This is a genomic window from Nocardiopsis listeri NBRC 13360, from assembly GCF_001570765.1.
GTDB classification, from domain to species: Bacteria; Actinomycetota; Actinomycetes; order Streptosporangiales; family Streptosporangiaceae; genus Nocardiopsis; species Nocardiopsis listeri.
The window spans coordinates 1-24,806 of record NZ_BCSH01000027.1 but is presented as its reverse complement, the minus strand read 5'-3'; the positions used below and the strand labels follow the sequence as shown (position 1 = coordinate 24,806).

17 protein-coding genes are annotated in these 24,806 nt (G+C 68.9%); 4 read left to right on the top strand and 13 right to left on the bottom strand.

The window, feature by feature from the left end; genetic code table 11:
• Positions 1 to 89: 89 nt before the first annotated feature.
• From serA to gatB, 7 genes are all read right to left on the bottom strand, one after another.
• Positions 90 to 1,679 (bottom strand): phosphoglycerate dehydrogenase, encoded by a 1,590-nt coding sequence (gene serA / locus NLI01S_RS09660; RefSeq protein ID WP_067602565.1) that lies wholly within the window; start codon positions 1,677 to 1,679, stop codon positions 90 to 92.
• Between the two features lie 178 nt (positions 1,680 to 1,857).
• Positions 1,858 to 2,853, bottom strand: coding sequence for a ketol-acid reductoisomerase (gene ilvC / locus NLI01S_RS09655; RefSeq protein WP_190318417.1), 996 nt, complete (start codon positions 2,851 to 2,853; stop codon positions 1,858 to 1,860).
• A gap of 35 nt (positions 2,854 to 2,888) precedes the next feature.
• Entirely contained in the window at positions 2,889 to 3,413 is a 525-nt protein-coding gene (gene ilvN, locus NLI01S_RS09650) for an acetolactate synthase small subunit (protein WP_067602559.1), read from the bottom strand.
• 17 nt (positions 3,414 to 3,430) lie between these two features.
• Positions 3,431 to 5,353 (bottom strand): acetolactate synthase large subunit, encoded by a 1,923-nt coding sequence (locus tag NLI01S_RS09645; RefSeq protein WP_263363281.1) that lies wholly within the window; start codon positions 5,351 to 5,353, stop codon positions 3,431 to 3,433.
• 246 nt (positions 5,354 to 5,599) lie between these two features.
• Positions 5,600 to 6,091 (bottom strand): hypothetical protein, encoded by a 492-nt coding sequence (locus tag NLI01S_RS09640; protein ID WP_067602553.1) that lies wholly within the window; start codon positions 6,089 to 6,091, stop codon positions 5,600 to 5,602.
• 73 nt (positions 6,092 to 6,164) lie between these two features.
• Positions 6,165 to 8,870, bottom strand: a complete 2,706-nt coding sequence (locus NLI01S_RS09635; protein ID WP_067602550.1) for a putative bifunctional diguanylate cyclase/phosphodiesterase — start codon at positions 8,868 to 8,870, stop codon at positions 6,165 to 6,167.
• Positions 8,871 to 9,210: 340 nt separating this feature from the next.
• Positions 9,211 to 10,722 (bottom strand): Asp-tRNA(Asn)/Glu-tRNA(Gln) amidotransferase subunit GatB, encoded by a 1,512-nt coding sequence (gatB, locus tag NLI01S_RS09630; protein ID WP_067602547.1) that lies wholly within the window; start codon positions 10,720 to 10,722, stop codon positions 9,211 to 9,213.
• A gap of 247 nt (positions 10,723 to 10,969) precedes the next feature.
• Between gatB and NLI01S_RS09625 the strand changes: the two genes are divergently transcribed.
• The 4 genes from NLI01S_RS09625 (at position 10,970) to NLI01S_RS09610 (ending at position 16,422) form a co-directional block, all read left to right on the top strand.
• On the top strand, positions 10,970 to 12,136 hold the full coding sequence (locus NLI01S_RS09625) for a thioester domain-containing protein (protein ID WP_084392444.1): 1,167 nt from the start codon (positions 10,970 to 10,972) through the stop codon (positions 12,134 to 12,136).
• 322 nt (positions 12,137 to 12,458) lie between these two features.
• Entirely contained in the window at positions 12,459 to 13,661 is a 1,203-nt protein-coding gene (locus tag NLI01S_RS09620) for a thioester domain-containing protein (RefSeq protein ID WP_067602545.1), read from the top strand.
• 207 nt (positions 13,662 to 13,868) lie between these two features.
• Positions 13,869 to 15,071 carry a thioester domain-containing protein gene (locus NLI01S_RS09615; RefSeq protein ID WP_067602542.1) on the top strand — a complete coding sequence of 401 codons (1,203 nt, stop codon included), beginning with the start codon at positions 13,869 to 13,871 and terminating at the stop codon, positions 15,069 to 15,071.
• Between the two features lie 187 nt (positions 15,072 to 15,258).
• Complete coding sequence (locus NLI01S_RS09610; protein WP_067602539.1) at positions 15,259 to 16,422, top strand: thioester domain-containing protein; 1,164 nt, start codon at positions 15,259 to 15,261, stop codon at positions 16,420 to 16,422.
• A gap of 76 nt (positions 16,423 to 16,498) precedes the next feature.
• On the opposite strand, the gene gatA is transcribed toward NLI01S_RS09610, so the two are convergent.
• From gatA to NLI01S_RS09580, 6 genes are all read right to left on the bottom strand, one after another.
• Complete coding sequence (gene gatA, locus NLI01S_RS09605; RefSeq protein ID WP_067602536.1) at positions 16,499 to 17,995, bottom strand: Asp-tRNA(Asn)/Glu-tRNA(Gln) amidotransferase subunit GatA; 1,497 nt, start codon at positions 17,993 to 17,995, stop codon at positions 16,499 to 16,501.
• The gene (gene gatC / locus NLI01S_RS09600) at positions 17,996 to 18,295 is read right to left on the bottom strand and encodes an Asp-tRNA(Asn)/Glu-tRNA(Gln) amidotransferase subunit GatC (protein ID WP_067602534.1); all 300 of its coding nucleotides are present in this window, start codon (positions 18,293 to 18,295) and stop codon (positions 17,996 to 17,998) included.
• Positions 18,296 to 18,470: 175 nt separating this feature from the next.
• The gene (locus tag NLI01S_RS09595; RefSeq protein WP_067602531.1) at positions 18,471 to 20,516 is read right to left on the bottom strand and encodes a putative bifunctional diguanylate cyclase/phosphodiesterase; all 2,046 of its coding nucleotides are present in this window, start codon (positions 20,514 to 20,516) and stop codon (positions 18,471 to 18,473) included.
• A 199-nt stretch (positions 20,517 to 20,715) separates the two neighbouring features.
• Positions 20,716 to 22,980: an NAD-dependent DNA ligase LigA gene (ligA, locus tag NLI01S_RS09590; RefSeq protein ID WP_067602528.1), complete on the bottom strand. Its 2,265-nt coding sequence runs from the start codon at positions 22,978 to 22,980 to the stop codon at positions 20,716 to 20,718.
• Positions 22,981 to 23,042: 62 nt separating this feature from the next.
• The gene (locus NLI01S_RS09585; protein WP_190318416.1) at positions 23,043 to 24,077 is read right to left on the bottom strand and encodes a methionine synthase; all 1,035 of its coding nucleotides are present in this window, start codon (positions 24,075 to 24,077) and stop codon (positions 23,043 to 23,045) included.
• Positions 24,078 to 24,344: 267 nt separating this feature from the next.
• Positions 24,345 to 24,806, bottom strand: a 462-nt coding sequence (locus tag NLI01S_RS09580; protein WP_067602526.1) for an HAD-IA family hydrolase, incomplete at its 5' end; no start/stop codon positions are given.

Below are 24,806 nucleotides of genomic sequence, written 5' to 3'. Positions count from 1 at the left end.
GAATTCACGCAACACAACAGAAGGGCCGCCCAGACCAGATATCAATAAACGAAATCTGGACGGAACGGCCCTATTCCATCAGCCCGGGGTCAGTCCTCCAGGTCGATCTGGCGGACGATGTCCGCCTCGATCTCCGCGCCGATCGAGGTCAGGATCTCGTCCGGCACCGCGGAGTCGACGGTCAACGCGATCAGCGCCTTGCCGCCCTCCTTGTCCCGGATGACCTGCATGCCCGCGATGTTGACCTCGGAGTCGCCGAGCAGCGCGCCGACCTTACCGACGATGCCGGGGCGGTCCTCGTAGGAGAGGAACACCATGTGCTCGGCGAGGCCGATCTCCATCGTGTAGTTGTTGATCTCCACCAGCTTCTCGGTCTGGCGGGGGCCGGTGAGGGTACCGGAGACCGACACCCGGGTGCCGTCGGCCAGCACACCGCGTACCGAGATCAGGTTGCGCCAGTCGCTGCTGTCGTCGCTGGTCACGAGGTTGACCTCGACCCCCCGCTCCTTGGCCAGCAGTGGGGCGTTCACGAACGTCACGGTGTCCTCGACCACGTCGGTGAACACACCCTTGAGTGCGGCGAGCTCCAGCACCTTCACGTCGTGCTGGGCGATCTCGCCCCGCACCTCGACGTCGATGCGGGCGGCGAGCGCGCCGGCCAGCGACGTGAACACCCGCCCCAGCTTCTCGGTGAGCGGCAGTCCCGGCTTGATCTCCTCGGCCACGCCGGTGCCCTGCACGTTCACCGCGTCCGGCACGAACTCCCCGGACAGGGCCAGCTTCACCGAACGGGCGACCTGGGTGCCGGCCTTCTCCTGCGCCTCGGAGGTGCTGGCGCCCAGGTGCGGAGCCACCACGACGTTCTCGAACTCGAACAGCGGGCTGTCGGTGGTCGGCTCCTTGGCGAACACGTCGATGCCCGCGCCGGCCACGCGCCCTTCCTTCAGGGCCCGGTACAGGGCGTCCTCGTCGAGGATGCCGCCGCGCGCGGCGTTGATGACCCGAACCGAGGGCTTGACCTTGGACAGCGCCTCGTCCCCGATGAGCCCCAGGGTGTCCTTGTTCTTGGGCAGGTGGATGGTGATGAAGTCGGCACGCGCCAGGAGGTCGTCGAGCGTGGTCATTTCCACGCCGATCTGCGCGGCGCGGGCCGGCTGCACGAACGGGTCGTAGGCGATGACCTTGGTGCCGAACGCCAGCAGACGCTGGGCGACCAGCGCGCCGATACGGCCGAGGCCGACCACGCCGACGACCTTCTCGTACAGTTCCACACCCGTGTACTTGGAGCGCTTCCACTCACCGTTGATGAGGGCGTTGTGCGCGGGGGCGGTGTTACGGGCGCTGGCCAGCAACAGGTTGATGGCCTGCTCGGCGGCGCTGATGATGTTGGAGGTGGGGGCGTTGACGACGAGCACGCCGGCCTTGGTGGCCGCGTCCACGTCGACGTTGTCCAGCCCCACGCCCGCGCGGGCCACGACCTGGAGGCGGTCGGCGGCGCCGACGGCCTCGGCGTCCACCTGGGTCGCGCTGCGCACGATCAGGGCGTCGACGCCGCTCAGGGCGGGAAGGAGCCGGGACCGGTCCGCACCGTCCACATGACGGACTTCGAAGTCCTCTTCGAGGAGCGCGATTCCGGCGGGCGAGAGCTTTTCCGCGACGAGTACGACGGGTTTGGGCACAACGGTTCCTTTTCAGGTGGTGCGACCCGATCGCGCAGGTGGAGGCGCTGCCCGAATCGGGTGTGACGGCCGGTCCAAAGTCTACCTGTGGGGTAGGGAAGCCCACTGGGCAAGGGGCGAAAAAAGGGGGGAAAGATGTCTCACCTTCCCCCCTTCGTATGCGAGAGTCCCGCGGACGTCAGGCCTTGAGCCAGCTCATCAGCGGACGCAGCTCGGCGCCCACCTTCTCGATCTGCTCGGCCTGCTCGGCCTCACGACGCTTGGTGAAGGTCGGCTTCCCGTTGTCGAACTCGTCCATGAGCTCCTTGGCGTAGGTGCCGTCCTGGATCTCACCGAGGATCTTGCGCATCTCCTCGCGGGTCTGCTCGGTGATCAGACGCGGGCCACGGGTGTAGCCGCCGTACTCGGCGTTGTCCGAGATCGACCAGTTCATCTTGGAGATGCCGCCCTCGTACAGGAGGTCGACGATCAGCTTCAACTCGTGCAGGCACTCGAAGTAGGCGATCTCCGGCTGGTAGCCCGCCTCCACCAGGGTGGCGAAACCGGCCTTGACCAGCTCCTCCGTGCCACCGCACAGCACCGTCTGCTCACCGAACAGGTCGGTCTCGGTCTCCTCGGTGAAGGTGGTCTTGATGACGCCGGCCTTGGTACCGCCGATGCCCTTGGCCCAGGACAGGGCCAGGTCCCAGGCCTGTCCGCTGGCGTCCCTCTCGACCGCGACCAGGCAGGGCACGCCGCGCCCGGCCTCGTACTGGCGACGGACCAGGTGGCCGGGGCCCTTGGGGGCGACCATGGCGACGTCGACGCCCTCGGGGGCCTCGATGAGGCCATAGCGGATGCTGAAGCCGTGCGCGAAGAACAGCGCGTTGCCGGCCTCCAGGTTGGGGGCGATCTCCTCGGTGTAGAGGTCACGCTGGATGTGGTCGGGGACCAGGATCATGATGACGTCGGCCTCGCGGGTGGCCTCCGCGGGGGTGAGGACGCGCAGGCCCTCCTCCTCGACCTTGGCCCGGCTCTTGGAGCCTTCGGCCAGACCGATGCGGACGTCCACGCCCGAGTCCCGCAGCGACAGCGCGTGCGCGTGACCCTGGCTGCCGTAACCGATCACGGCGACCTTCTTGCTCTGGATGAGCGCGAGGTCCGCGGCGTCGTCGTAGTACATCTCTGCTGCCACTTGGGATTACTCCTTGTTTCTGCGTTCTCAGGGGCTCAGGCGCTGCGTTCGATCGCTCGCAGGGAGCGGTCAGTGATGGAACGCGGTCCCCGGCCCAGGGCGACCAGCCCTGATTTGACCAGTTCCCTGATTCCGAAGGGTTCCAGATTCTTGACCAGGGCATCGAGCTTCTCGGGGTCACCGGTGGCCTCGATGACGACGACGTCCGGGCTGACGTCCACGACGTGCGCGCGGAAGAGCTCGGCCGTCTGAAGCACATGTGTGCGGCTGTTCGCGTCGGCCTTGACCTTGATCAAGAGCAGCTCGCGCTGCACCGACGCGGTGGCGTCCATCTCCACGATCTTGACGACGTTGACCAGCTTGTTGAGCTGTTTGGTCACCTGCTCCAAGGGGTGGAGGTCACAGTTGACCGCGATCGTCATCCTGGACAGACCGGGGTACTCAGTGGTGCTGACACTGAGCGAGTCGATGTTGAACCCACGACGGGAGAAGAGAGCGGAGGCTCGGGCGAGGATGCCCGGTGTGTCCTCCACCAGAACGGAAAGCGTGTGACTGCTCATGCTTGTTCGGCCTTCTCCTAGTCCTGGTGTTCCCAGTTCGGCGCCATGTCCCGCGCGTACTGGATGTTGTCGTTGCTGACGCCGGGACCGACCATCGGCCAGACCATGGCGTCGTGGTTGACGGTGAAGTCGACGACCACGGGGACGTCGTTGATCGACATCGCCTTCTCGATGGTGGCGTCGATGTCCTCGGGACGTTCGCAACGCAGTCCGACACAACCGTAGGCCTCGGACAGGCGCACGAAGTCCGGGATCCGGACCTTCTCGTCCTTCGGTGAGGTCTGTAGGTCGGTGTTGGAGTAGCGGCCCTCGTAGAACAGGGTCTGCCACTGGCGGACCATGCCCAGGTTGCCGTTGTTGACGATGGCGACCTTGATCGGGATGCCCTCGACGGCGCAGGTGGCGAGTTCCTGGTTGGTCATCTGGAAGCAGCCGTCGCCGTCGACCGCCCAGACCACGCGGTCGGGGTCGCCGGCCTTGGCGCCCAGGGCGGCCGGGACGGAGAAGCCCATGGTGCCCAGACCACCGGAGTTGACGAAGGAGCCGGGACGCTCGTAGTCGATGAACTGCGCGGCCCACATCTGGTGCTGGCCGACGCCCGCCACGTAGGTGGCCTCGGGACCCACGACCTGGCCCAGACGCTCGATGACGGCCTGCGGGGACAGGGAGCCGTCGTCGGGGACGTCGTAGCCCTTGGGGTAGGTGGTGCGCAGCTGGTTCAGCCGGTTCCACCAGGCCTCGTAGTCGCCCTGGCGGCCCTTCTCCTGGTCGGCGCGCACCGCCACGACCAGGTCGGCGATGACCTCACGGGCGTCGCCGACGATGGGAACGTCCGCGTGCCGGTTCTTGGAGATCTCGGCGGGGTCGATGTCGGCGTGGACGACCTTGGCGTCGGGGGCGAAGCTGTCCAGCCGGCCGGTGACGCGGTCGTCGAAGCGAGCGCCCAGGGCGATCATGAGGTCGGCCTGTTGCAGCGCTCCGACGGCGGCGACGTCGCCGTGCATGCCCGGCATGCCCACGTACTGCGGGTGCGAGTCGGGGAAGACACCGCGGGCCATCAGGGTGGTGACCACGGGGACGCCGGTGAGTTCGGCCAGGACCCGCAGTTCGGCGGCGGCGTTGGCGCGCAGGACCCCTCCGCCCACGTAGAGGACGGGGCGCTTGGCGTCGGCGATCATCCGGGCGGCCTCGCGGACCTGCTTGCCGTGCGGCTTGGTGACCGGGCGGTAGCCGGGCAGGTCCAGACGTTCGGGCCAGACGAACTCGGCGGCGGCCTGTAGGGCGTCCTTGGAGATGTCGACCAGGACCGGGCCGGGGCGACCGCTGGAGGCGATGTGGAAGGCCTCGGCGATGGTGCGCGGGATGTCGCGCACGTCCTTGACCAGGAAGTTGTGCTTGGTGATCGGCATCGTGATGCCGCAGATGTCGGCTTCCTGGAAGGCGTCGGTGCCGATCATCGGGGCGGCGACCTGGCCGGTGATGGCGACCATGGGGACGGAGTCCATGTGGGCGTCGGCCAGCGGCGTGACCAGGTTGGTGGCACCGGGGCCGCTGGTGGCCATACAAACCCCGGGTCGTCCCGTGGCGTAGGCGTAGCCCTCGGCCGCGTGTCCAGCCCCTTGCTCGTGGCGCATCAGGATGTGGCGCACCTTGGCCGAGTCGTAGAGGGGGTCGTACGCGGGGAGGATGGCGCCGCCGGGAATCCCGAAGACAGTGTCAACGCCGACGTGCTCCAGCGACCTGATCAGCGATTGGGCGCCGGTCATCTGCTCGGTCATCTCAAGATCCTTCAGCGATGTCCCAGAGCGGCGGTGGGGGCTCTGGAAGTGGTGGTTTCCGGTCTCATGGCCTGGTGCGGCAATAAAAAAACCCCCACCGCCCGGTGGCGGTCGAGGGGTGGCGCGCAGCAGAAGAAACTCAGTGGGCTGCGCGCCGACCAAGTACGAGAATCAGGAGGTTGTTCTGCACGCTGTCAACATTGGCCGAAAGAGCCCGTTCGCGTCAACCGGTTCCACATATTGTCTCACCATGCAAGACGCCGATTTCAGTATCCGGCGAGACTCGCACCACCGAGAAACGCCCTGGCCTGCACATATGCACGAAGGACCCCTGCCGCGTGTAACACAGAACACGTGACAGGGGTCGGACACATCCACCCTGAGTCGGACTCGCCAGTCCATCCCGGACTACTCCCCGAAGAGGTCCTCGACAGGCCCGTCCACGCGCCCCTCCACGCGCCCCTCTCGGAAAGGCCGCCCGATCAGCTCGGTCTTGAACTCGTAGTCCTTCAGCATGATGAGCTTCTCCAATGCGCCGGGAGCCGCGACGGAGAGGGCCAAGAGCACCACCGGGCATGCCGGCCGTAGCCGGGTGTTGGCCACGTAGGCGGGCCATCGACAGTACTTGCGGCGGTCGGGCCGATTCTGGAGTTCGACGATGATCCCCACAACGGGAACCGGAGCGTCCCGCTTCTCGTACGGGTAGGGCGGCCGTTCGCAGACCACCACCGAATCCGAGGTCAGGTGGGTCGGCGCCGTGCTCGTGGCCTCGGTGGAGTCACATCGGACCCGGGTGTGCTCCGGCAGTGGCTCGCCGGAGATCTCCTCGAGGAGTTCGACCACCGAGCCAGGATCGTTGCGGATCAGGTCGAGTGGGAACTCGTGCTGATGAGAGGGCATGACGGAGAATTAGCGCCCGTATCCGTGTCTCCGCAGGTGAACGGCGCTATATCCGGTTCGAGGATGGTTCGTGCTACAGGTTGACGCCGGCTTCGCCACCGACGAGGGACTCCACTCCGCTCGCGGGCATCGGGCGGGCCACCAGGAAGCCCTGGCCGTGGTCACAGCCCATCACCCGCAGCTGCTCCAGTTGCTCGGGGCGTTCGATGCCCTCGGCGACCACCTGGACGCCCAGGTCCCGTCCCAGTTGGACGATCGTGTGGGTGAGCAGTGTGACCGTGTCGTCGCGGCCCAGGTCGGCGATGAACGAAGGATCGATCTTGATGGCGTCCACGCTCAGCTCCCGCAGGTGCGCCAGGGACGCGTACCCCATGCCGTAGTCGTCGATGGCCAGCCGAACACCCAGCCCACGGAGCTCACCGAGGCGCTCCACCGCGTCACCCTGGTCGTCGAGGAGGACCTCCTCGTCCACCTCCAAGGTCAACACCTCCGAGGACAGGCCCGTCTCGTTGAGGACGCCCTCCACGGTGCGCACGAAGCGGGGCGACAGCACCTGCTTGACCGAGAGGTTCACCGACAGGCCGATGTCCCAGTCCGAGACCCGCCACACGGCGACCTTCTCGCAGGCCTCACGCAGGATCCACTCCCCCAGCGGCACGATCAGGCCCGACTCCTCGACCGCGCCGATGAACGCGTCCGGGCCGACGATTTCGCCGTCACGGTCCCAACGCACCAACGCCTCCACCGCGGTGACCTGGGACGTCCCAAGGTCCACGATCGGCTGGTACTCCAGGAAGAACTCGCCGTTGCTGAGCGCCTGGCGCAGCCGGATCTGCAGCTCCAGCCGGGACACGACCATGTCGTGCATGTGGGCCGCGTAGACCTCGACGTTGCCCGCGCCGCGCTCCTTGGCGCGGGTCATCGCCACGTCGGCGTTGCGCAGCAGCTCACCGCTGTCCGTGGCGGGTTCGGCGAAGGCCACCCCGATGCTCGCGGTCAGCAGGATGTCGCGGTCGGCCACTTGGAAGGGTTCGGAGGCGATCACCCGGCCCAGACGTTCGGCCAGGTCCACCACGCGCTGGGCCTTGGGAACGTCCTCGACCAGGACCGCGAACTCGTCGCCGCCCCAGCGCGCCAGGGTGGCGTTGGAGTCCAGTTCACCGCGCAAGCGACGCGCGGCCTGCCCCAGCATGTGGTCGCCCCGCACGTGTCCGGCGGAGTCGTTGACCGACGTGAACCCGTCCAGGTCCAGGAAGATCACCGCGACGTCGCCCGTGTGCTCGTCGTTGATGGCCCGGTGCGCCAGCACGTCGCTGGCCCGCTCCTCCAGGTAGGCCCGGTTGGGCAGGCCCGTCACACCATCGTGGAAGGTCAGGTGTTCCACCTGGTCCTGTAGGGCCACCTGCGCACTGATGTCGCGGGTGGTCACCAGCAGTCGGTCGGGTTCGCCGGGCTGTTCGTAGAGCGAGACGGTGGACTCGGTGTGCCGCCAGGTCCCGTCCGCGGCCCGTACCCGTAGCCGCAGGTGCACCCCCTGGCCGCTGCGTTGGCCGAACAGGTCCAGGACGGCGTTGGTGCGCGACAGGTCCTCGGGGTGGATGAGCGTGGTCACCGGCGCGGCGAGCACGTCGTCCAGCCGGTAGCCGAACGCCTCGGCCGTGCCCGGGCTGAGGTAGAACACCCCGCCGTCGCGGTCCAACACCAGGATGACGTCGCCGCTGTTGCGGGCCAGTTCGTTGAAGTGCCCCTCACGGTTGCGGACCATGCGGGTGAGGGTGGCGTTCTCCTCCAGCATTCCCAGTACGCGCACCACGAGCACGATCACGGCGGTGCCCGCGGCGATCGGCAGGACCACGGCGACCTCGGACATCCGCAACGCCCCGGCGGTGAGCACGACGGTGGCGGCCAGGATCGCGGCCAAGGCGGCGAACTCGGGGGCGAACCGGTACAGCCCACGTCCGGTGATCCGGCGTGGCTCGGCGCCCGGCCGATGCTCCACCAGCCACGGAAGCGCGCCCAACAGCGCGAAGCCCAGGAACCGCACCGGCTGTTCGATCCCCCCGGCCACCGGCGGCCCGGTGAGGCGGGTGACCGCGCCGATCATGTCGGAGGCGGCGATGGCGATGAGGGCTCCGGTCGCCACCAGCACCGCGCGCCGGGTGCTGTGCGGCGACATGAACACCAGCGGGATGAGCAGACACAACACCACGATGTCGGCCACCGGGTACACCAGCGCGAACCCGAGCAGCCCCGCTCCTTGGCCCAGCTCCTCGTACAACGGCGAGAACAGCAGGACCCACACCACGGAGAAGACCGCGGCAGCGCACACGTAACTGTCGGTGATGTGCCGGATCGCCGTACGCAGTCCGCCCGGCCAAGGCGCGAACTTGGTGAAACCGATCACGAAGAGAGGCAGCGCCGCCAAGGCGAACAGATCCCCCAGGGTGAGGGAGAAGACCGATCCGGTACTGAACGTCCGGGTGATGGCGTGGGTCAAGGCACTCGCGCACCAGGCCAGAGACGAGAAACCGAGGAACCTCAACGCGGCCGGACCGTCCGCCCCGTCGACGTGCGCGTCCCGGTCGGCCCCGGTTCGAGCCCACCGTTTGGCGGCCAACAACAGGGACGCGCCCGCGCCACCCGCGACCACGGCCCCGGGCCACTGCCCGAGGGCGTCCGCGACCGTGCTCTCCCCCGCCGGGATCAACGTCCCGAGGACGTAGAGGAGAAAGAGCGCGCCCAAACCGAACACCGCAAGCCGACGTGCCCTGAGACCCATCAGGGGCCTCCCCAACGCCTGGCTCTCTCCTCGGACATGGAGCACCCACCTCGTGTATTTCTCGACTCAGGACGCGGTGGAACGCACGCACCCCCATGCATGGACACCCTACGCAACCAAGGTCACACGGCGATTGAGGACCGGCTGAGAGATGGCGACGGAACGCCTACTCTCGGTCACCTTGGTTTCAGGTTCGTCCCACCCCGGACCCGCCCCTCAAAAAGGATCGGCGTCGTGGGGCCCCTCGTGCCCCCACGACGCCGCATGAAGCCTGGAAGGCTCCGTGTAAGCCACGGATCGGCACCGTTGCGGGTGCCGGGTCCAAGGCGCGAACCTCGACTCAGCCGGCGAGCTTCTCCAGGATGAGTTCGCGGGCCCGGCCCGCGTCGGCCTGACCACGAGTGGCCTTCATGACCGCGCCGACCAGGGCGCCGGCCGCGGCGACCTTGCCACCGCGCACCTTGTCCGCGGCGTCGGGGTTGGCCGCGATCGCCTCGTCGACTGCCACACCGAGCGCACCGTCGTCGCTGACGACCTTGAGACCGCGTGCCTCCACCACGGCGTCGGGCTCGCCCTCGCCGGCCAGGACGCCCTCGACCACCTGACGGGCGAGCTTGTTGGTGAGCGTACCCTCGGCGACCAGCGCGATGATCCGGGCCACCTGGGCGGGGGTGATGGGCAGCACGCCCAGCTCCACCTCCTGCTCGGTCGCGCGGCGCGAGAGCTCGTTCAGCCACAGCTTGCGGGCCTCGGCGGAGGGGGCGCCCTCGGCGACGGTGGCCTCCACCAAGGCGATGGCGTCGGCGTTGACCAGGTCGCGCAGCTCGGTGTCGGTGAGCTTCCACTCGGTCTTGATCCGGGCGCGCTGGGCGGCGGGCAGCTCGGGCAGGGTGGCGCGCAGCTCCTCGACCCACTCGGCCGACGGAGCGACCGGGACCAGGTCGGGGTCCGGGAAGTAGCGGTAGTCCTGGGCCTCCTCCTTGGAGCGGCCCGAGGTGCTACGCCCCAGGTGCTCCTGGAAGTGACGGGTCTCCTGGACCACGCGCTCCCCCGCTTCGAGCACGCCGGCCTGACGCTCGATCTCCGAGCTCACGGAGCGTTCCACCGAGCGCAGCGAGTTGACGTTCTTGGTCTCGCTACGGGTGCCCCACTGCGAGGCGCCGATCTCGTTGATGGACACGTTCACGTCGCAGCGCATGGAGCCCTCCTCCATGCGCACGTCGGAGATGCCCAGGGAACGGACCAGGTCGCGCAGCTCGGCCGCGTAGGCGCGGGCCACCAGCGGGGCGAGCTCACCGGTACCGGTGATGGGCTTGGTGACGATCTCCAGCAACGGGATGCCGGCGCGGTTGTAGTCCACGTTGGAGTGGCTGGCGCCGTGGATCCGCCCGGTGGAACCGCCCACGTGGGAGGACTTGCCGGTGTCCTCCTCCATGTGCACGCGCTCGATCTCGATACGGAACTCGCGCGGGCCGTCGGGGGTGTCGACCGTGACGTCCAGGTGCCCGTCGACGCAGATCGGCTCGTCGTACTGGGAGATCTGGTAGTTCTTCGGCATGTCCGGGTAGAAGTAGTTCTTCCGCGCGAACCTGCCCCACGGGGCGATGGAGCAATCGAGCGCCAACCCCAGACGGATCGCGCCCTCCACCGCCTTCTCGTTGACCACCGGCAAGGAGCCGGGGAAGGCCAGACACACCGGGCACACCTGGGTGTTGGGCTCGGCACCGAACGCGGTCGGGCATGAGCAGAACATCTTGGAGGCGGTGCCCAGTTCGATGTGGGTCTCCAGGCCGAGCACAGGCTCGTACCTGGTCAGCGCCTGCTCGAAGCTAGGAGTTACCGCGTGGGCCATCGCCGCAAACCCGTTTCAGTAGAGGACATACCTTCCAGGTCAGCCTACCGAGGTCGAGGGGCCCTCTGTGCCCGTCCCCGACTCTCGCGGGACAAACGGATGTCACGGCGAGCACACGATTGGGCCGCTAAGGAGGAGATCTACCGTCACCCAGGGTGCCGGACCGTTAGTCTTGATTGCCAGGAAACACGAATTCGCCGGTCGGGGCAGGGTCGCCCCAACCGCCCTTCCGCACGGGAGCGCCCGCATGTCCGGCATCCTGCGTCGGTGCGCCGCGTTGCTTTGCGCGAGCACGCTGATCGGCGCCCTTTCCACTTCACCGGTCCACGCTGACGGTTTCTCGCGCGTGGACCGCGACCCGATGGCGGGTTCCCCGGTCCTGCTCGAAGACGGCCGGGAACTACAGACCGCCCTGTTCAGCCTGCGTGTGGCCGACGAGGACTCCGTGCGGGCCTACGCGATGATGGTGGACGAGGAGGTGCGCCCGAGCACCGCCTACGTCGAGTCCGCGTGGGCCGACCGTCCGGAGTGGACGGACACGGCCCGGGAGAAGGAGCCGGCCGACCGCGCGAACTGGATCGTGCGTCACTCCTACCCCAACCTGCCGCTGACGTCGTTGGCCTCCGAAGCCGGGTTACCGGCCCTTGAGGAGCACACGGCGATCGCCGCCACCCAGGCCGCGTTGTGGCACGTGTTGGACGAGGTGGACCTCGACTCCGAGGGCAACTCCGACGAGATGCTGCGTCTTTTCGACCACTTGGTCGAGGGCGGTTCGGCGGCCGAGGGCGGCACCACCGCCCGATCGTTGGAGATCTCCCCCACCCAGGTGGAGGAGATCACGCCGGGCGAGCCCTTGGGCCCGTTGACGGTGTCCAGTTCGGGTGAGGGGGAGGTGCAGGTGTCCGTGCGCGGCGCACCCGCGTCCTGGCTCGTGGACTCCGAGGGGCAGGAGGTCTCGAAGGTCTCTGACGGTGACGAGGTCTACCTCGACGTCGACCCGTCGGTGCCGGCCGGAGTGGCCACCCTGCACGCGCGCGGCCCGGGCGTTCCCCTCCCGGAGGGGCGTCTGTTCACCGGCCGCGAGGGGGTGCGCACCCAGCCGCTCATCACCGCGGAACCGGGCATCGCCACCAGTTCCACCACCGCGACGGTCACCTGGCACGCCGAGGAACCCGCCGAGTCCGGTACCGCGGACGAACCGGCGCCCCCCGAACCGGAGCCGGCGACCGCGCCCACCGAGGACACCACCGACGAACCCGAAGTCGTGACAGAGGTCCCAAAGGAAGAGGACCGAAACCAGGGGGACGGCTTGGCCCTGACCGGCACCTGGCTGTCGGGACTCCTGGTCATCGCGGGCGCGCTGGTGGTGTCAGGCCTGCTCATCCTGATTCTGGGCCGTAAGCGCCGAGATTAGGCGTCCGAAACGACATCACCGCGCCGACCTCCTTCTATAACATCTCGTCGCAATCCGGATTTGCTCTGCCCAGATATTGGACTTGCCCGTAATGGGCCACATTTTTCGCGAAGCGGGTTGGAAAGCTCGAACCGTCTCGCTAGTATCGGCCGGGCGATCGGCGACCCAGGACCCACGCGGCCCGCTCCCGCGTCTGACGGCCCCCTCGGAGAGATCGCTCCCCCTGATGGGCTCCGCGCCCCCTGACCCCGACCGTGGCGTCCATTCACTTCCGCACCGGCGGATCATCCGGTTCACCCCTAATAAGACACCGGGAAACAACTTGAGTAACTTCTCCCTCCCCCGCATCGCCGGCCGCACCGGCCTCGCGGCCTCCGCGGCCGCCTTCCTGGCCTTCGGTCTGGCCGCCCCCGCGGCCGCCGACGAGGTCGAGACCTACGAAGGTTCCGCCGAGGGCACCTACATCGGCAACGCCGAGAGCGGTCCCAAGGTCCACATGGGCGGCAGCTCGGTCCCGACCAGCCTGTTCAACCTGGAACTGACCGACGGCAGCGTCTTCACGATGTACTGCATCGACTTCCGGACCAACATCGTCGATCAGGCCGAGTACAAGGAAGACGACTGGGCCGACTACCCGGGCAAGGGCAAGTTCGCCGAGCCCGGCAAGGTCCTGTGGATCCTGCAGAACGCCTACCCGAACACCGACGCCGCCGCCCTCGGTGAGGCCGCCGGCGTCGAGGGTCTGAGCAACGAGGACGCCCTCGGCGCCACCCAGGCCGCCATCTGGCACTTCAGCAACGACATGGACCTCTCCGACGGCAACAGCGAAGCCGTCGTGTCGGTCTACGAGTACCTGACCACCAACGCCGAGAGCATCGAGGAGGAGCCCGGCGCCGCGCTGAGCATCACCCCGAACTCCGCCGAGGGCACCGCCGGTTCGACCGTCGGTGAATTCGAGATCTCCACCAACGCTTCGGAGATCCCGGTCACCCTGGACGCCCCCGATGGTGTCGATCTGGTCGACGTCGAGACCGGCGAGAAGGCCGACACCGTCGACAACGGCGACAAGGTCGGCTTCGCCGTGCCCGAGGACACCGAGCCGGGCGAGGCCTCCTTCTCCCTGGAGGCGTCCTCCTCCGTGGAGACCGGCCGTCTGTTCCAGGGCAAGTCCGCCACCGAGCCCACCCAGACGCTGATCACCGTCGACGGTGACGAGACCTCGGTCACCGCCTCGGCCTCCGCCACCTGGGCCGCGGGCGAGACCCCGACCGAGCCGGAGCCGACCCCGACTCCGTCCGAGGAGCCCAGCGAGCCGGCCCCGACCCCGACCGATGAGCCCAGCGAGCCGGGCGACGACAAGCCCACTCCCCCGGCCGAGAGCGACGAGCCCACCCTGCCGGTCACCGGTGGAGCGCTGGCCGGCCTGGTCGCCGCGGGCATCGCCGCCCTCGGTGCCGGTGGTGGAGCCATCTACCTGAGCCGCAAGCGCAAGGCCGGCGACGCCGCTGAGGACACCGACGCGTAACAGCCGGCGCGTCCTTACCAGCCGGTAAGCAAGAGGGGCCCGTTCCAAAGGACGGGCCCCTTCGGTATTATCGGACAGGAACAAATCGGTACCGTTGTGCCACCGGGCTCCAAAGAGCCCAAACCCTCTCCGCCCACTCGGGCACTTGTTCTCCTCCCTCCCCGCTGTCGTACACACGTGGCACAACACCTAGCGACAGGACACGACTTGAAGCTTTCCCCCTCCCCCCGCGCCTTCTCCCGCGCGGGTGTCGCGGTCTCCGCCGCCGCCTTCCTCGCCCTCGGTCTGGCCGCCCCCGCCGCGGCCGACAACGACGACGTGGTGCGCGCTCAGTACACGAGCAACCACCAGTCCGGTGTGACGGTCCACATGGACGGGCGCACGATCGGCACCAACCTGTTCAACCTGGACATCGAGGCCGGCGGTAAGGCCATCACTTACTGCATCGACATCGAGACCGGTATCCGGTCGGACGCCTGGTACAACGAGGACGACTGGGCGAACTACCCCGGCAAGGGCGCGTTCGCCGACTCCGAGCCCGGCAAGGTCCTCTGGATCCTCCAGAACGGCTACCCGGCCCTGTCCGGTTCGGAGCTGGCCACCGCCGCCGGCACCAACATCCGGGTCAGCGACGAAGAGGCTCTGGGCGCCACCCAGGCCGCCATCTGGCACTTCAGCAACGGTGCCTCCCTGGACCAGCGCAACAAGCCGGCAGTGAAGGCCGTCTACGACCACCTGGTCGAGAACGCCGAGGAGCTGGCCCAGTCGCCGGCGTCCCTGAGCGTCAGCCCGGACTCGGCCACCGGCAAGGCCGGCGAGACCGTCGGTGAGTTCGTGATCTCCACCACCGCTTCGGAGATCCCGGTCACCCTGGACGCCCCCGATGGTGTCGAGCTGGTCGACGTCGAGACCGGCGAGGCCGTCACCACCGTCGACAACGGCGACAAGGTCGGCTTCGCGGTCCCCGAGGACTCGGAGGCCGGTCAGGCGTCCTTCTCCCTGGAGACCACCTCCACCATCCAGCGGGGCCGTCTGTTCAAGGGTGAGGACCCCAACAAGGCCACCCAGACGCTGATCACCGCCGAGGACACCGAGACCTCCGTCCAGACCGGTGCCGGTGTCGAGTGGTCCGCGGCCGACCAGCCCACCCCCGAGCCGGAGCCCGAGCCCGAGCCGGAGCCCACCCCGGACGAGACCGACGAGCCGAGCCCCAAGCCGACCCCGACCGACGAGCCGGAAGAGGACGACAAGCCCGCTCCCGGCAAGGAGGACGAGCCCACCCTGCCGGTCACCGGTGGAGCGCTGGCCGGCCTGGTCGCCGCGGGCATCGCCGCCCTCGGTGCCGGTGGTGGAGCCATCTACCTGAGCCGCAAGCGCAAGGCCGGCGACGCTGACGTCACCGACGCCTAAGCCCGGCGGGTAGTAGGGCCTCAGGTCCGAAACCGATAGGGGTCCGTTCCCGTGCATGTCACGGGGACGGGCCCCTTTGGTTTACCCGTGGTCGTCCGAATGGCTGATACCGGCCAGTTCGTAATAGATCCGTTGTTGCCTGTGACCCGGTGTGAAAGCCTCTCTCCGCCGCCTCCCAGGAAGAGAAGTGACGCACGTGTCCCGCCGCGCATCCTCCGTTCTCCTCGCTCTCGCCCTGATCCTCGTCCCCCTTTCCGTGACCGGCTCCGCGTCCGCCGAACCCGCCCCCTACCGTGGTTCCGCCGAAGGTCGGTACACCGGGGTCGCCGAACACGGGCACGCCGTCACCATGGCGGGCGAGCCCTACACCACCACCGCGACCTTCAACGTCCACCTACAGGAGAGCGACCAGCGGCTCACCACCTACTGCATCGACGTGCGCACCGGGCTGGTCGAGGACGCCTGGTACCGCGAGGACCAGTGGGAGAACTACCCGGGACAGGGCGACTTCGCCGATCCCGGCAAGGTGCACTGGATCCTGAAGAACTCCTATCCGGTGGTGGACGTCGAGGAGCTCCAGGAGGAGGCGGAGCTGGCCAGGCTCACCGAGTCCGAGGCGCTCACCGCCACCCAGGCGGCCATCTGGCACTTCAGCAACGGCGTGGACCTGGACCGGGTCGAGCAGGGCCCCGAACTGGATACCAACGTCAACGCCGGCAACGTCACACACCTGTACCGGTACCTGATCGACAACGCCGAGGAACTTCCGAACGAGCCGGCCTCACCGCTCACCGTCAGCCCCGGCGCGGACTCCGGACTGGCCGGGGACACCATCGGCGAGTTCACCGTGGAGACCAGCGGGGAGAGCATCCCGGTCGGTGTGGAGGGACCCGACGGGGTCGAGGTGGTGGACGCCGACAGCGGCGACACCGTCGAGGAGGTGTCCGACGGCGACGTGGTGGCCTTCTCCGTGCCCGCGGACGCCGAGGCGGGCGAGGCCACGCTGGTCCTGGAGACGACCGCGGCGGTGGAGACCGGTCGCCTGTTCAAGGGCGAGGACTCCGAAGAGCCCACCCAGACGCTCATCTCCGCCCAGGACAGCGAGATCGTCATCGGTGACACCGCCGCCATCGCGTGGGACGCCGCGGGCGGCACCCCGCCGGAGGTGGAGCCCACCACCGAAACCGACCCGTCGCCGGTGGCCGACCAGGCCGCCACACCCACCTCCGGCGGTCTGGCCTTCACCGGCAACGCCGTGATCGCCCTGGTCGCCGCGGCCCTGGTCGCGATCGCCGCCGGCACGGGCGTGATGTACCTGACCCGCCGCCGCAGGGCACAGGCCGGCGAGTAGCCCACCCGGCCCCGAACAGACCGAAGGCCCCACGCCCGTGAACGGGTGCGGGGCCTTCGTGATGCCGAACCGGCCGCTAGGCGACCGCGTAGGGGCTGCGGGCGATCAGGGAACCGTCCCGGTCGGTCAGGGCGCGCTCGACGGCGGCCGCGACCCGGTAGGTACGGTCGTCGGCCAGCGGCGGCGCCATGATCTGGAAGCCGACCGGCAGGCCGTCCTCCGGCGCCAGGCCGCACGGCACCGACAGCGACGCGTTCCCGGCCAGGTTGGACGGGATCGTGCACAGGTCGGCCAGGTACATCGCCATCGGGTCCTCGGCGCGCTCACCAAGCGGGAAGGCCGTGGTAGGCGTGGTCGGCGAGACCAGCACGTCCACCTTCTCGAAGGCGGCCTCGAAGTCGCGCTTGATGAGCGTGCGGACCTGCTGGGCGCTGCCGTAGAAGGCGTCGTAGTAGCCGCTGGACAGCGCGTAGGTGCCGAGCATGATCCGGCGCTTGACCTCCGGACCGAAGCCCTGGGCGCGGGTCAGCGACATGACCTCCTCGGCGCTGCGCGTACCGTCGTCGCCCACCCGCAGGCCGTACCGCATGGCGTCGAAACGGGCCAGGTTGGAGGAGGCCTCACTGGGCGCGATGAGGTAGTAGGCGCTCAGGGCGGCGTCGAAGCTGGGGCAGGACACCTCGACGACCTTGGCGCCCATGGACTCCAGCAGCTCCACGGTCTCGCGGAAGCGCTGACGCACACCCGGCTGGAAGCCGTCGTTGTCCAGTTCCTTGACCACGCCGACGGTCAGGCCCTCGACGTCGCCGCTACGGGCGGCCTCGACCACCGGCGGCACCGCGGCATCGATGGAGGTGGAGTCGCGCGGGTCGTGTCCGGAGAACGCCTCGTGGAGCAGGGCCGCGTCCAGCACGTTACGCGCGAAGGGGCCGGCGGTGTCCAGGGAGGAGGCGAAGGCGATCATCCCGTACCGGGAGGAGCCACCGTAGGTCGGCTTTGCCCCGACCAGACCGCACACGGCGGCGGGCTGGCGGATGGAACCACCGGTGTCGGTTCCGGTGGCCAGGGGGGCCTCGAACGCGGCGACCGCGGCGGAGGAACCACCGGAGGATCCACCGGGGATCCGCGTGGTGTCCCACGGGTTGCGGGTGACCTGGTAGGCGGAGTTCTCCGTGGAGGAGCCCATGGCGAACTCGTCCATGTTGGTCTTGCCCAGGATGATCATCCCGGCCTCGCGCAGGCGCGCGGTGACCGTGGCGTCGTAGGGCGGCTGCCAACCTTCGAGGATCTTGGAGGCCGCGGTGGTGGGCATGTCCTGGGTGGTGAACACGTCCTTGTGCGCGATCGGCACACCCGCGAGGGGGCCCTGTTCGGTGCCCTGGGCACGCTTGGCGTCCACCGCGCGGGCCTGTTCCAGCGCGGCTTCGCGGCCCACGTGAAGGAAGGCGCCGATGTCGCCGTCGACCTTCTCGATCCGGTCGAGGTAGGCGGTGGTGGCCTCCACCGAGGAGACCTCTCCCGCCTTGATCGCGGCACCGAGTTCGGCGGCACCGAGACGAATGACGTCGCTCATCTACTCTTCCTCCCCAAGGATCCGCGGGACCCGGAAGCGCTGGTCCTCCACCGCGGGGGCTCCGGCCAGGGCCTGCTCGGGAGTGAGGCCGTTCCTGGCCTCGTCGGGGCGGTAGACGTTGGTCAGCGGCAGGGCGTGCGAGCTCGGCGGGATGTCGCCCTGGGCGACCTCCTGCACCTTGGCCACGGCGGTGAGGATGTCACCGAGCTGGGCGGCGAGCGTTTCGAGCTCGCCCTCGTCGAGCGCCAGCCGTGACAACCGGGCGAGGTGCGCGACCTCATCGCGGGTGATGGCGGTCATCAGTTGAGAACCGTTTCTTCGGCGGACGGGTGATCAGCACAATCCTATTGGCCCCCGCCCGTGTCACGGTCCCGTTCCTCCTCACCTGAGTCCCATGACACCCGGTTCACCGTCGGCCGTGTAGGAGAGGGCCACCGCACCGGGAACGCTCAACGCCTCGTGACCGGGCAGGCCGTCACCGGGGTCCGGCGGGGGTTCGGGTGGTGTGGGCGGTCCACCAGGGCAGCACGTCGCGGGGGTGCATGGGTTCGGCGAAGTGGTGGCCCTGCGCGGAGTGGCAACCGGCCTCCAGTGCGGCCTCGGCCAACTCCGCGCTGCTCACGCCCTCGGCGGTGGCCCGCATGCCCAGGGCTCGAACCAGGGTGATGGCGGCGTGCACCACGGTGTGCCCCCGGGATGCCTCCTCGGCCAGGCGCGTGGTGAACGACTCGTGGATCTTCACCTCGTCCAGGGGCAGCCCCGCGAGCTGGGCGAGGGTGAAGTGTCCGGTGCCGAAGTCGTCCAGGGCCAACCCCACGCCGAGCGTACGGAGCCGCTCCACGGCCTCGGTAGCGGCCTCGGGATCGGTGATGAGGGACTGTTCAGCGATCTCCAGGACCAGGCGCCGGGCCGGCACCCCGTATTCGCGCAGGGCCGCGGCGACGGTGTCAGGCAGCTCGGGGTCGAGGAGTTCGCGTACGCCCAGGTTGACCGAGACCGGCAGGGTGAGGCCCTCGGCGTGCCAGTCGGCCGCGCGGGCCAGGGTGATGTCCAGGACCTGGGCGGAGAAGGCCCTGAACAGGTTGGAGTGTTCGACGATCGGCAGGAACTCGTCGGGGGTGAGCAACCCCTGGGAGGGGTGTCGCCACCGCACCAGGGCCTCCAATCCGACGGCGCGACCGTCGGCCAACCCGATCTTGGGCTGGTAACGCATCTCCAGGGCGCCGTCGACCAGCCCGCGTCGAAGCTCGCTGTACATGCTCAGCCGGGCGGTGGAATTACGGTCCTTGCCCGGGTCGTAGGACTCCACCCCGGTGCGGTCGGTCTTGGCGACGTACATGGCGATGTCGGCGCGCTGCATGAGCGACTCGAAGTCGGGTGCGTCGTCCGGGTAGAGGGCGATTCCGGTGCTGACCTGCAAGTCGAAGTCCATGCCGTCCAGGCGCACCGGTTCGGCGAGCGCGCCGCGCAGTCGCAGGGCCACCTCGCGGGCGGACTCGGTGTCTCGGACCTTGGGCAGCAGGATCGCGAACTCGTCGCCGCCCAGCCGGGACACCAGGTCGTTGGGACGCACGCTGTGGGTGAGTCGTTGCGCCAGGGTCTGTAGCAGCCGGTCCCCGGTGGGGTGGCCGAGGGTGTCGTTGACCTCCTTGAACCTGTCCAGGTCCAGGATGAGCAGGCCCACCCGGGCGCCCTCCTGGTGCGCGCGAACGATCTCGCGGCGCGATCGAACGGTGAGGAGCTTGCGGTTGGCCAGCCCGGTGAGTTCGTCGTGGTTGGCCTGGTGGTCGCGTTTGACCAGCAGCAAGGCGCTGGTGTACAGGGCGCCGAGCGGGAACGCGAACAGCGGCACGTACAGCACCGAGTGGGTCATGGCGATGACGATCAGCGGTGCCAGGCTGAGCAGCACCCCGTTGACGTAGATCTGCTGGCGCAGTCCCTTGAACATGACCTGGCGCAGCGGCACGCGTTCGTGCATGGCCACGGCGCACAGCACCAGGACGCGGTTGACCACGAAGGAGGCCGCTCCGGCCAGGGCGATGACGACGATCTCGCCGCCCACCGGCACCCACGGGGTGGTGACGAGCCCGGGCATGACCAGGCGCAGGACGGCGTCGGCCACACCCAGGGACAGCACGTACTGGGCGGCGTTGAAGGCGGTGCGGTGCGGTGCGTGGGTGCGGGCCACACCCGCGACGATCGTGGCGGAACACTGGACGATCGCGGCGATGGGCAGCCCGTAGAAGATGACGAGTGCGAAGGTGAAGGGCAGCGAGGTGGGCGCGCCGGAGCCCGGGGACTGTCCGGGCATGGCGATGGGTCTGAGTTCGCCCAACATCACCATGCACAGCATGACCCAGACCAGGGGTTCCCGGCTGAGCAGGATGAGCTGTTCCATGCCGAGTTCGAGACTGGAGACGCCCAGGAGCAGGGCCCCGGCCGCGGTGGTGCCCGCCATGTAGAGCCACAGCGGAGTACCGGCGCGGGGCCCGACGTCCCGGGTAGCGATGGGGTCCTTCATCCGTGTCCTCGAACCTCATGACCGTAATCCGAGATACGGGCGGGTCCGTATCCGGTGAGTTGGCGCCCAGCTTACGCGGTTTCGTCACCAACTGTCGCATGACAGGAACTATGCGTTAACCAATTTGTTGGTCACTCCCAGAAGAAGGAAACGGGCGGGATGCACCCGCCCGTTTCTCATCACGCCCTGACCAGGGGATTCACTCCCCCGTGTCCTCCTCGGGTTCCTCCTGCGGGTTGATCCGCACGCTCTCGGCGGCCTCCGCTCCCTGTTCCAGCAGGATTCGGAACCCCGCCTCGTCCAGGACCGGAACACCCAACTTCACGGCCTTGTCGTACTTGGAACCGGGGGCGTCGCCCACCACCACGAACGAGGTCCTCTTGGACACCGAGCTCGTGGCCCGGCCGCCCTCCTCGGCGATGGACTCCTTGGCGCCATCGCGGGTGAAGCCCTCCAGGGAACCGGTGACCACCACCGACACCCCCTCCAGCAGCCGCGACCCCGGGGCCTGCCCCTCGTCCTCCATGCGCACGCCCGCCTCCGCCCACTTCCGGACGATCTCGGCGTGCCAGTCCACCTCGAACCACTCGCGCACCGACTTGGCGATCGTCGGGCCGATGCCGTCCACCGCGGCCAGTTCCTCCTCGGAGGCCTGCCGGATGGCGTCCATCGACCGGAAGTGCCGGGCCAGGTCCTCGGCCGCGCGCGGGCCCACGTGTCGGATGGACAGGGAGACCAGGATCCGCCACAGCGGCTTCTTCTTGGCCTCCTCCAGCTGGTCGAAGAGCTTCTCCACGGTCTTCTTCGGCTCGCCCTTGAGGTTGGCGAAGAAGGAGACGACCTTGGGGTCGCCGGTCTTGGGGTCGGTCTTGGGCTCGGTGGTGTCCGGGTCCAGCACGTAGGTGCGGATCGGCAGCAGTTGGTCGACGGTGAGGTCGAACAGGTCGCCCTCGTCCTTGAGCGGTGGGTCGGCCGGCTCCAGCGGCTGCGTGAGCGCGGTGGCGGCCACGTACCCCAGCGCCTCGATGTCCAGGGCCTTGCGACCGGCGATGAAGGCGATGCGCTCGCGAAGCTGTCCCGGGCAGGAACGTGCGTTGGGGCAGCGCAGGTCGACGTCGCCCTCCTTCTGCTGCCCCAGCCTCGTGCCGCACTCGGGGCACTCCTTGGGCATGACGAACTCGCGCTCGGTGCCATCACGGCGCTCGGTCACCGGGCCGACGATCTCGGGAATGACGTCGCCCGCCTTGCGCAACACCACGGTGTCACCGATCAGCACGGCCTTGCGGGCCACCTCCTGGGCGTTGTGCAGGGTCGCGAACTCCACCTCCGAACCCGCGACCAACACCGGTTCCATGACCCCGTACGGGGTGACCCGGCCGGTGCGACCCACACCCACCTTGATGTCGACCAGCTTGGTGGTGACCTCCTCCGGCGGATACTTGTAGGCGATGGCCCAACGCGGTGCCCGGCTGGTGGAACCGAGCCGACGCTGCAACGCGAAGTCGTCCACCTTGACGACGATGCCGTCGATCTCGTAGGCGGGATCGTGCCGGTGTTCCCGGTAGTGGCCCACGTACTCGCGGACCTCGTCCATGGTGGCCACCACCTTGTACCGGTCGCTGAGCGGCAGTCCCCACTCGCCGAGCAGGGCGTAGGTCTTCGACTGGCTGGTGAACTTGACCTCCTCCGGTGCGCTCTCGGGGGAGTCGACGCCCCAGCCGCCCTCCGCCTCGCTGTACCCGGCGGGGACGTACGCGCCCACACCGTGCACGATCATCGACAGTGGTCGGGTCGCGGTCACCCGCGGGTCCTTCTGCCGCAGCGAACCGGCGGCGGCGTTGCGAGGGTTGGCGAACGGCGCGTGCGAGCCCTCGTCGGCGATGCGCTTGTTGAGCTCGTGGAAGTCCTCCACCGGCAGGAAGACCTCGCCGCGCACCTCCAGCAGTTCGGGAGCGGCCCGCACGCTCTCGTCGAGCCGCTCGGGGACCACCCCGATGGTGCGCACGTTCAGGGTGATGTCCTCGCCCACCCGGCCGTCGCCACGGGTGGCGGCCCGTACCAGCCGGCCCCGCTCGTAGACCAGGTCCACGGCCAGCCCGTCGATCTTCAGCTCGCACAGGTAGGCGTCGACCGGGACCTCCGCCGAGGCGCGGTCGGCCCAGGCGTTGAGCTCGTCGAAGTCGAAGGCGTTGCCCAGGCTCTCCATCCGCACCAGGTGTTCGACGGCGGCGAAGTCGACGCTGATGGGCGCCCCCACCTTCTGGGTGGGCGAGTCCTGGGTGATGAGGATCGGGTGTCGGTCCTCGATGTCGCGCAATTCGAGCATGAGCGTGTCGTACTCGGCGTCGGAGACGATGGGGGCGCCCATGTAGTACCGGTAGCCGTGGTCGTCCAGCTCACGACACAACTCGGCGTGCCGGGCGCGTACCTCGTCGGGAACAGTGGTGTTGTCGGGCGCGCTCACTGCAGCCTTTCTGGTTGTTCTCGCGGGGGTGTGTCCGGGGGGAGGGCGGTTTCGGGGGAGGCTTATTCGCGGGGTTCGTCCCGAAGGACCCGGGCCCCGTCCCTGACGGCCTTGAGGGCCGCTCTGGCGTGCCGGGGCGAGGCGCCCGCCAACCCACAGGTGGGTGTGGTGACCACCGCGCGGGCGAGCAGGTCGGGGCCCAACCCCAACCGGTTCCAGAGCTCGCGTACGGGATCGACGTTACGCGCGGGGTCGGACATTTCAGGGCCGTCCACCGAGGGCACGACGCCGAACATGAGGCCCACTCCGTCCTCCGCGGCGGTGCCGAGCATCTCGTCGTGGGCACGGTCGATCAGGTGCGCGTCCATGCCGATCGCGCGGGCCCCGCTGCGCCGCAACAGGTCGACGGGGACCGAGGGGGCGCAGCAGTGCGCGGCCGGTACCGCGCCGGCCTCGTCGAGCGCGACGAACAGGTCGCGCAGAGTCGCTTCCACTCGCACCCGGTCCACGGCGGGCAGGAGCCCGAAGCCACTGGCGGTGGGCAGCGAACCCACCAGCACCGCGGGTAGTGAGGGCTCGTCGACCTGCACGATGATCCGGGCTCCGGGGGCGCGGGTGCGCACGTCGGCGAGGTGGGCGAGCACGCCCTCCAGGTGCGATTCGGCCAGGTCGCGGCAGGCTCCGAGGTCGGAGACCATCCGCTGCCCGTTGCGCAGTTCCATCGACGCCGCCATCGTCCACGGCCCCGCCACCTGGATCTTCAACGGACCCTCGTAGGCGTGGGCGTGGTCGGTGAGTGCGTCCAGGTCATAGGACAGGAAGCTGCCGGCGCGGACCAGGTCACGGCCGGGGGTGTCGGCCACCCGCCACCCGGTGGGTCGTGTCTCCACGGGCAGGTCCACGAGGAGTCCGGCGGTGCGACCGATCATGTCGGCGCCGGCACCCCGCTCGGGGAGTTCGGGCAGGTGTGGAAGGTCCGGGAGTTCGCCGAGGACGGTGCGCATGGCCTCGGCCGGGTCCGCACCGGGCCAGGATCCGACACCGGTGGCGGACGCGACGGGCCAAGGGTAGGGCTGCTGTTGACTCACGTTGCCCAAGGTTAGAGCAATACGATCTCAGGCCCTGATTCGTGAACCACGGGGGGTTACCCGTTCGGGCGCCGTCAGGCCCTGTTCTCTGGAAACCCGTGGAGGTGCCGGCGGTGGGACAGCACGCTTTTCGCTATCACACCAAAGGCACCGAAGGTTCCTGACTTATTGCGGCGCCCGAACACCCGACAGGGCTGCGCCGCAGGCGTCCGTTGAGGGTTGGTGGTGGGCGACGGGTGGGCCAAAGCGAAGCAGAGGCGCAAAACGAATACGTCCTCAGACCAGCGTGAGCACGGGGCCGTCGGGGGTGATCTCCAGTGTGCAGGCGGTGAGGTCGTCGACGATGGCGACGGCGCCCAGGCCCTCCAGGTCGGTGGCGTCGTGGGAGGTGGCCACGGCCAGCACGGTGGCCCCGGAGGCCACCCCCGCGCGGATTCCGGCGGGCGCGTCCTCGATGACCAGGCAGCGTTGGGCGTCGTGGCCGAGCGCGGCGGCGGCCTTCAGGTAGCCCTGTGGGTCGGGTTTGCCGACGCTGACGTCCTCCGCCGCGACCAGGACCTCGGGGAGGGGCAGCCCGGCGGCGGCCAGACGCTCGCACATGAGCCGGCGTCCGCCGGAGGTGATGGCGGCCCAACGGTCGGCGGGCAGGGCCTTGAGGAGTTCGCCGGTGGCGGGCAGGGCCTTCACCGCGTCCACGCCGTCGAGTTCGAGTTCCTCCAGCTCGTCGGCGGCCGCCTT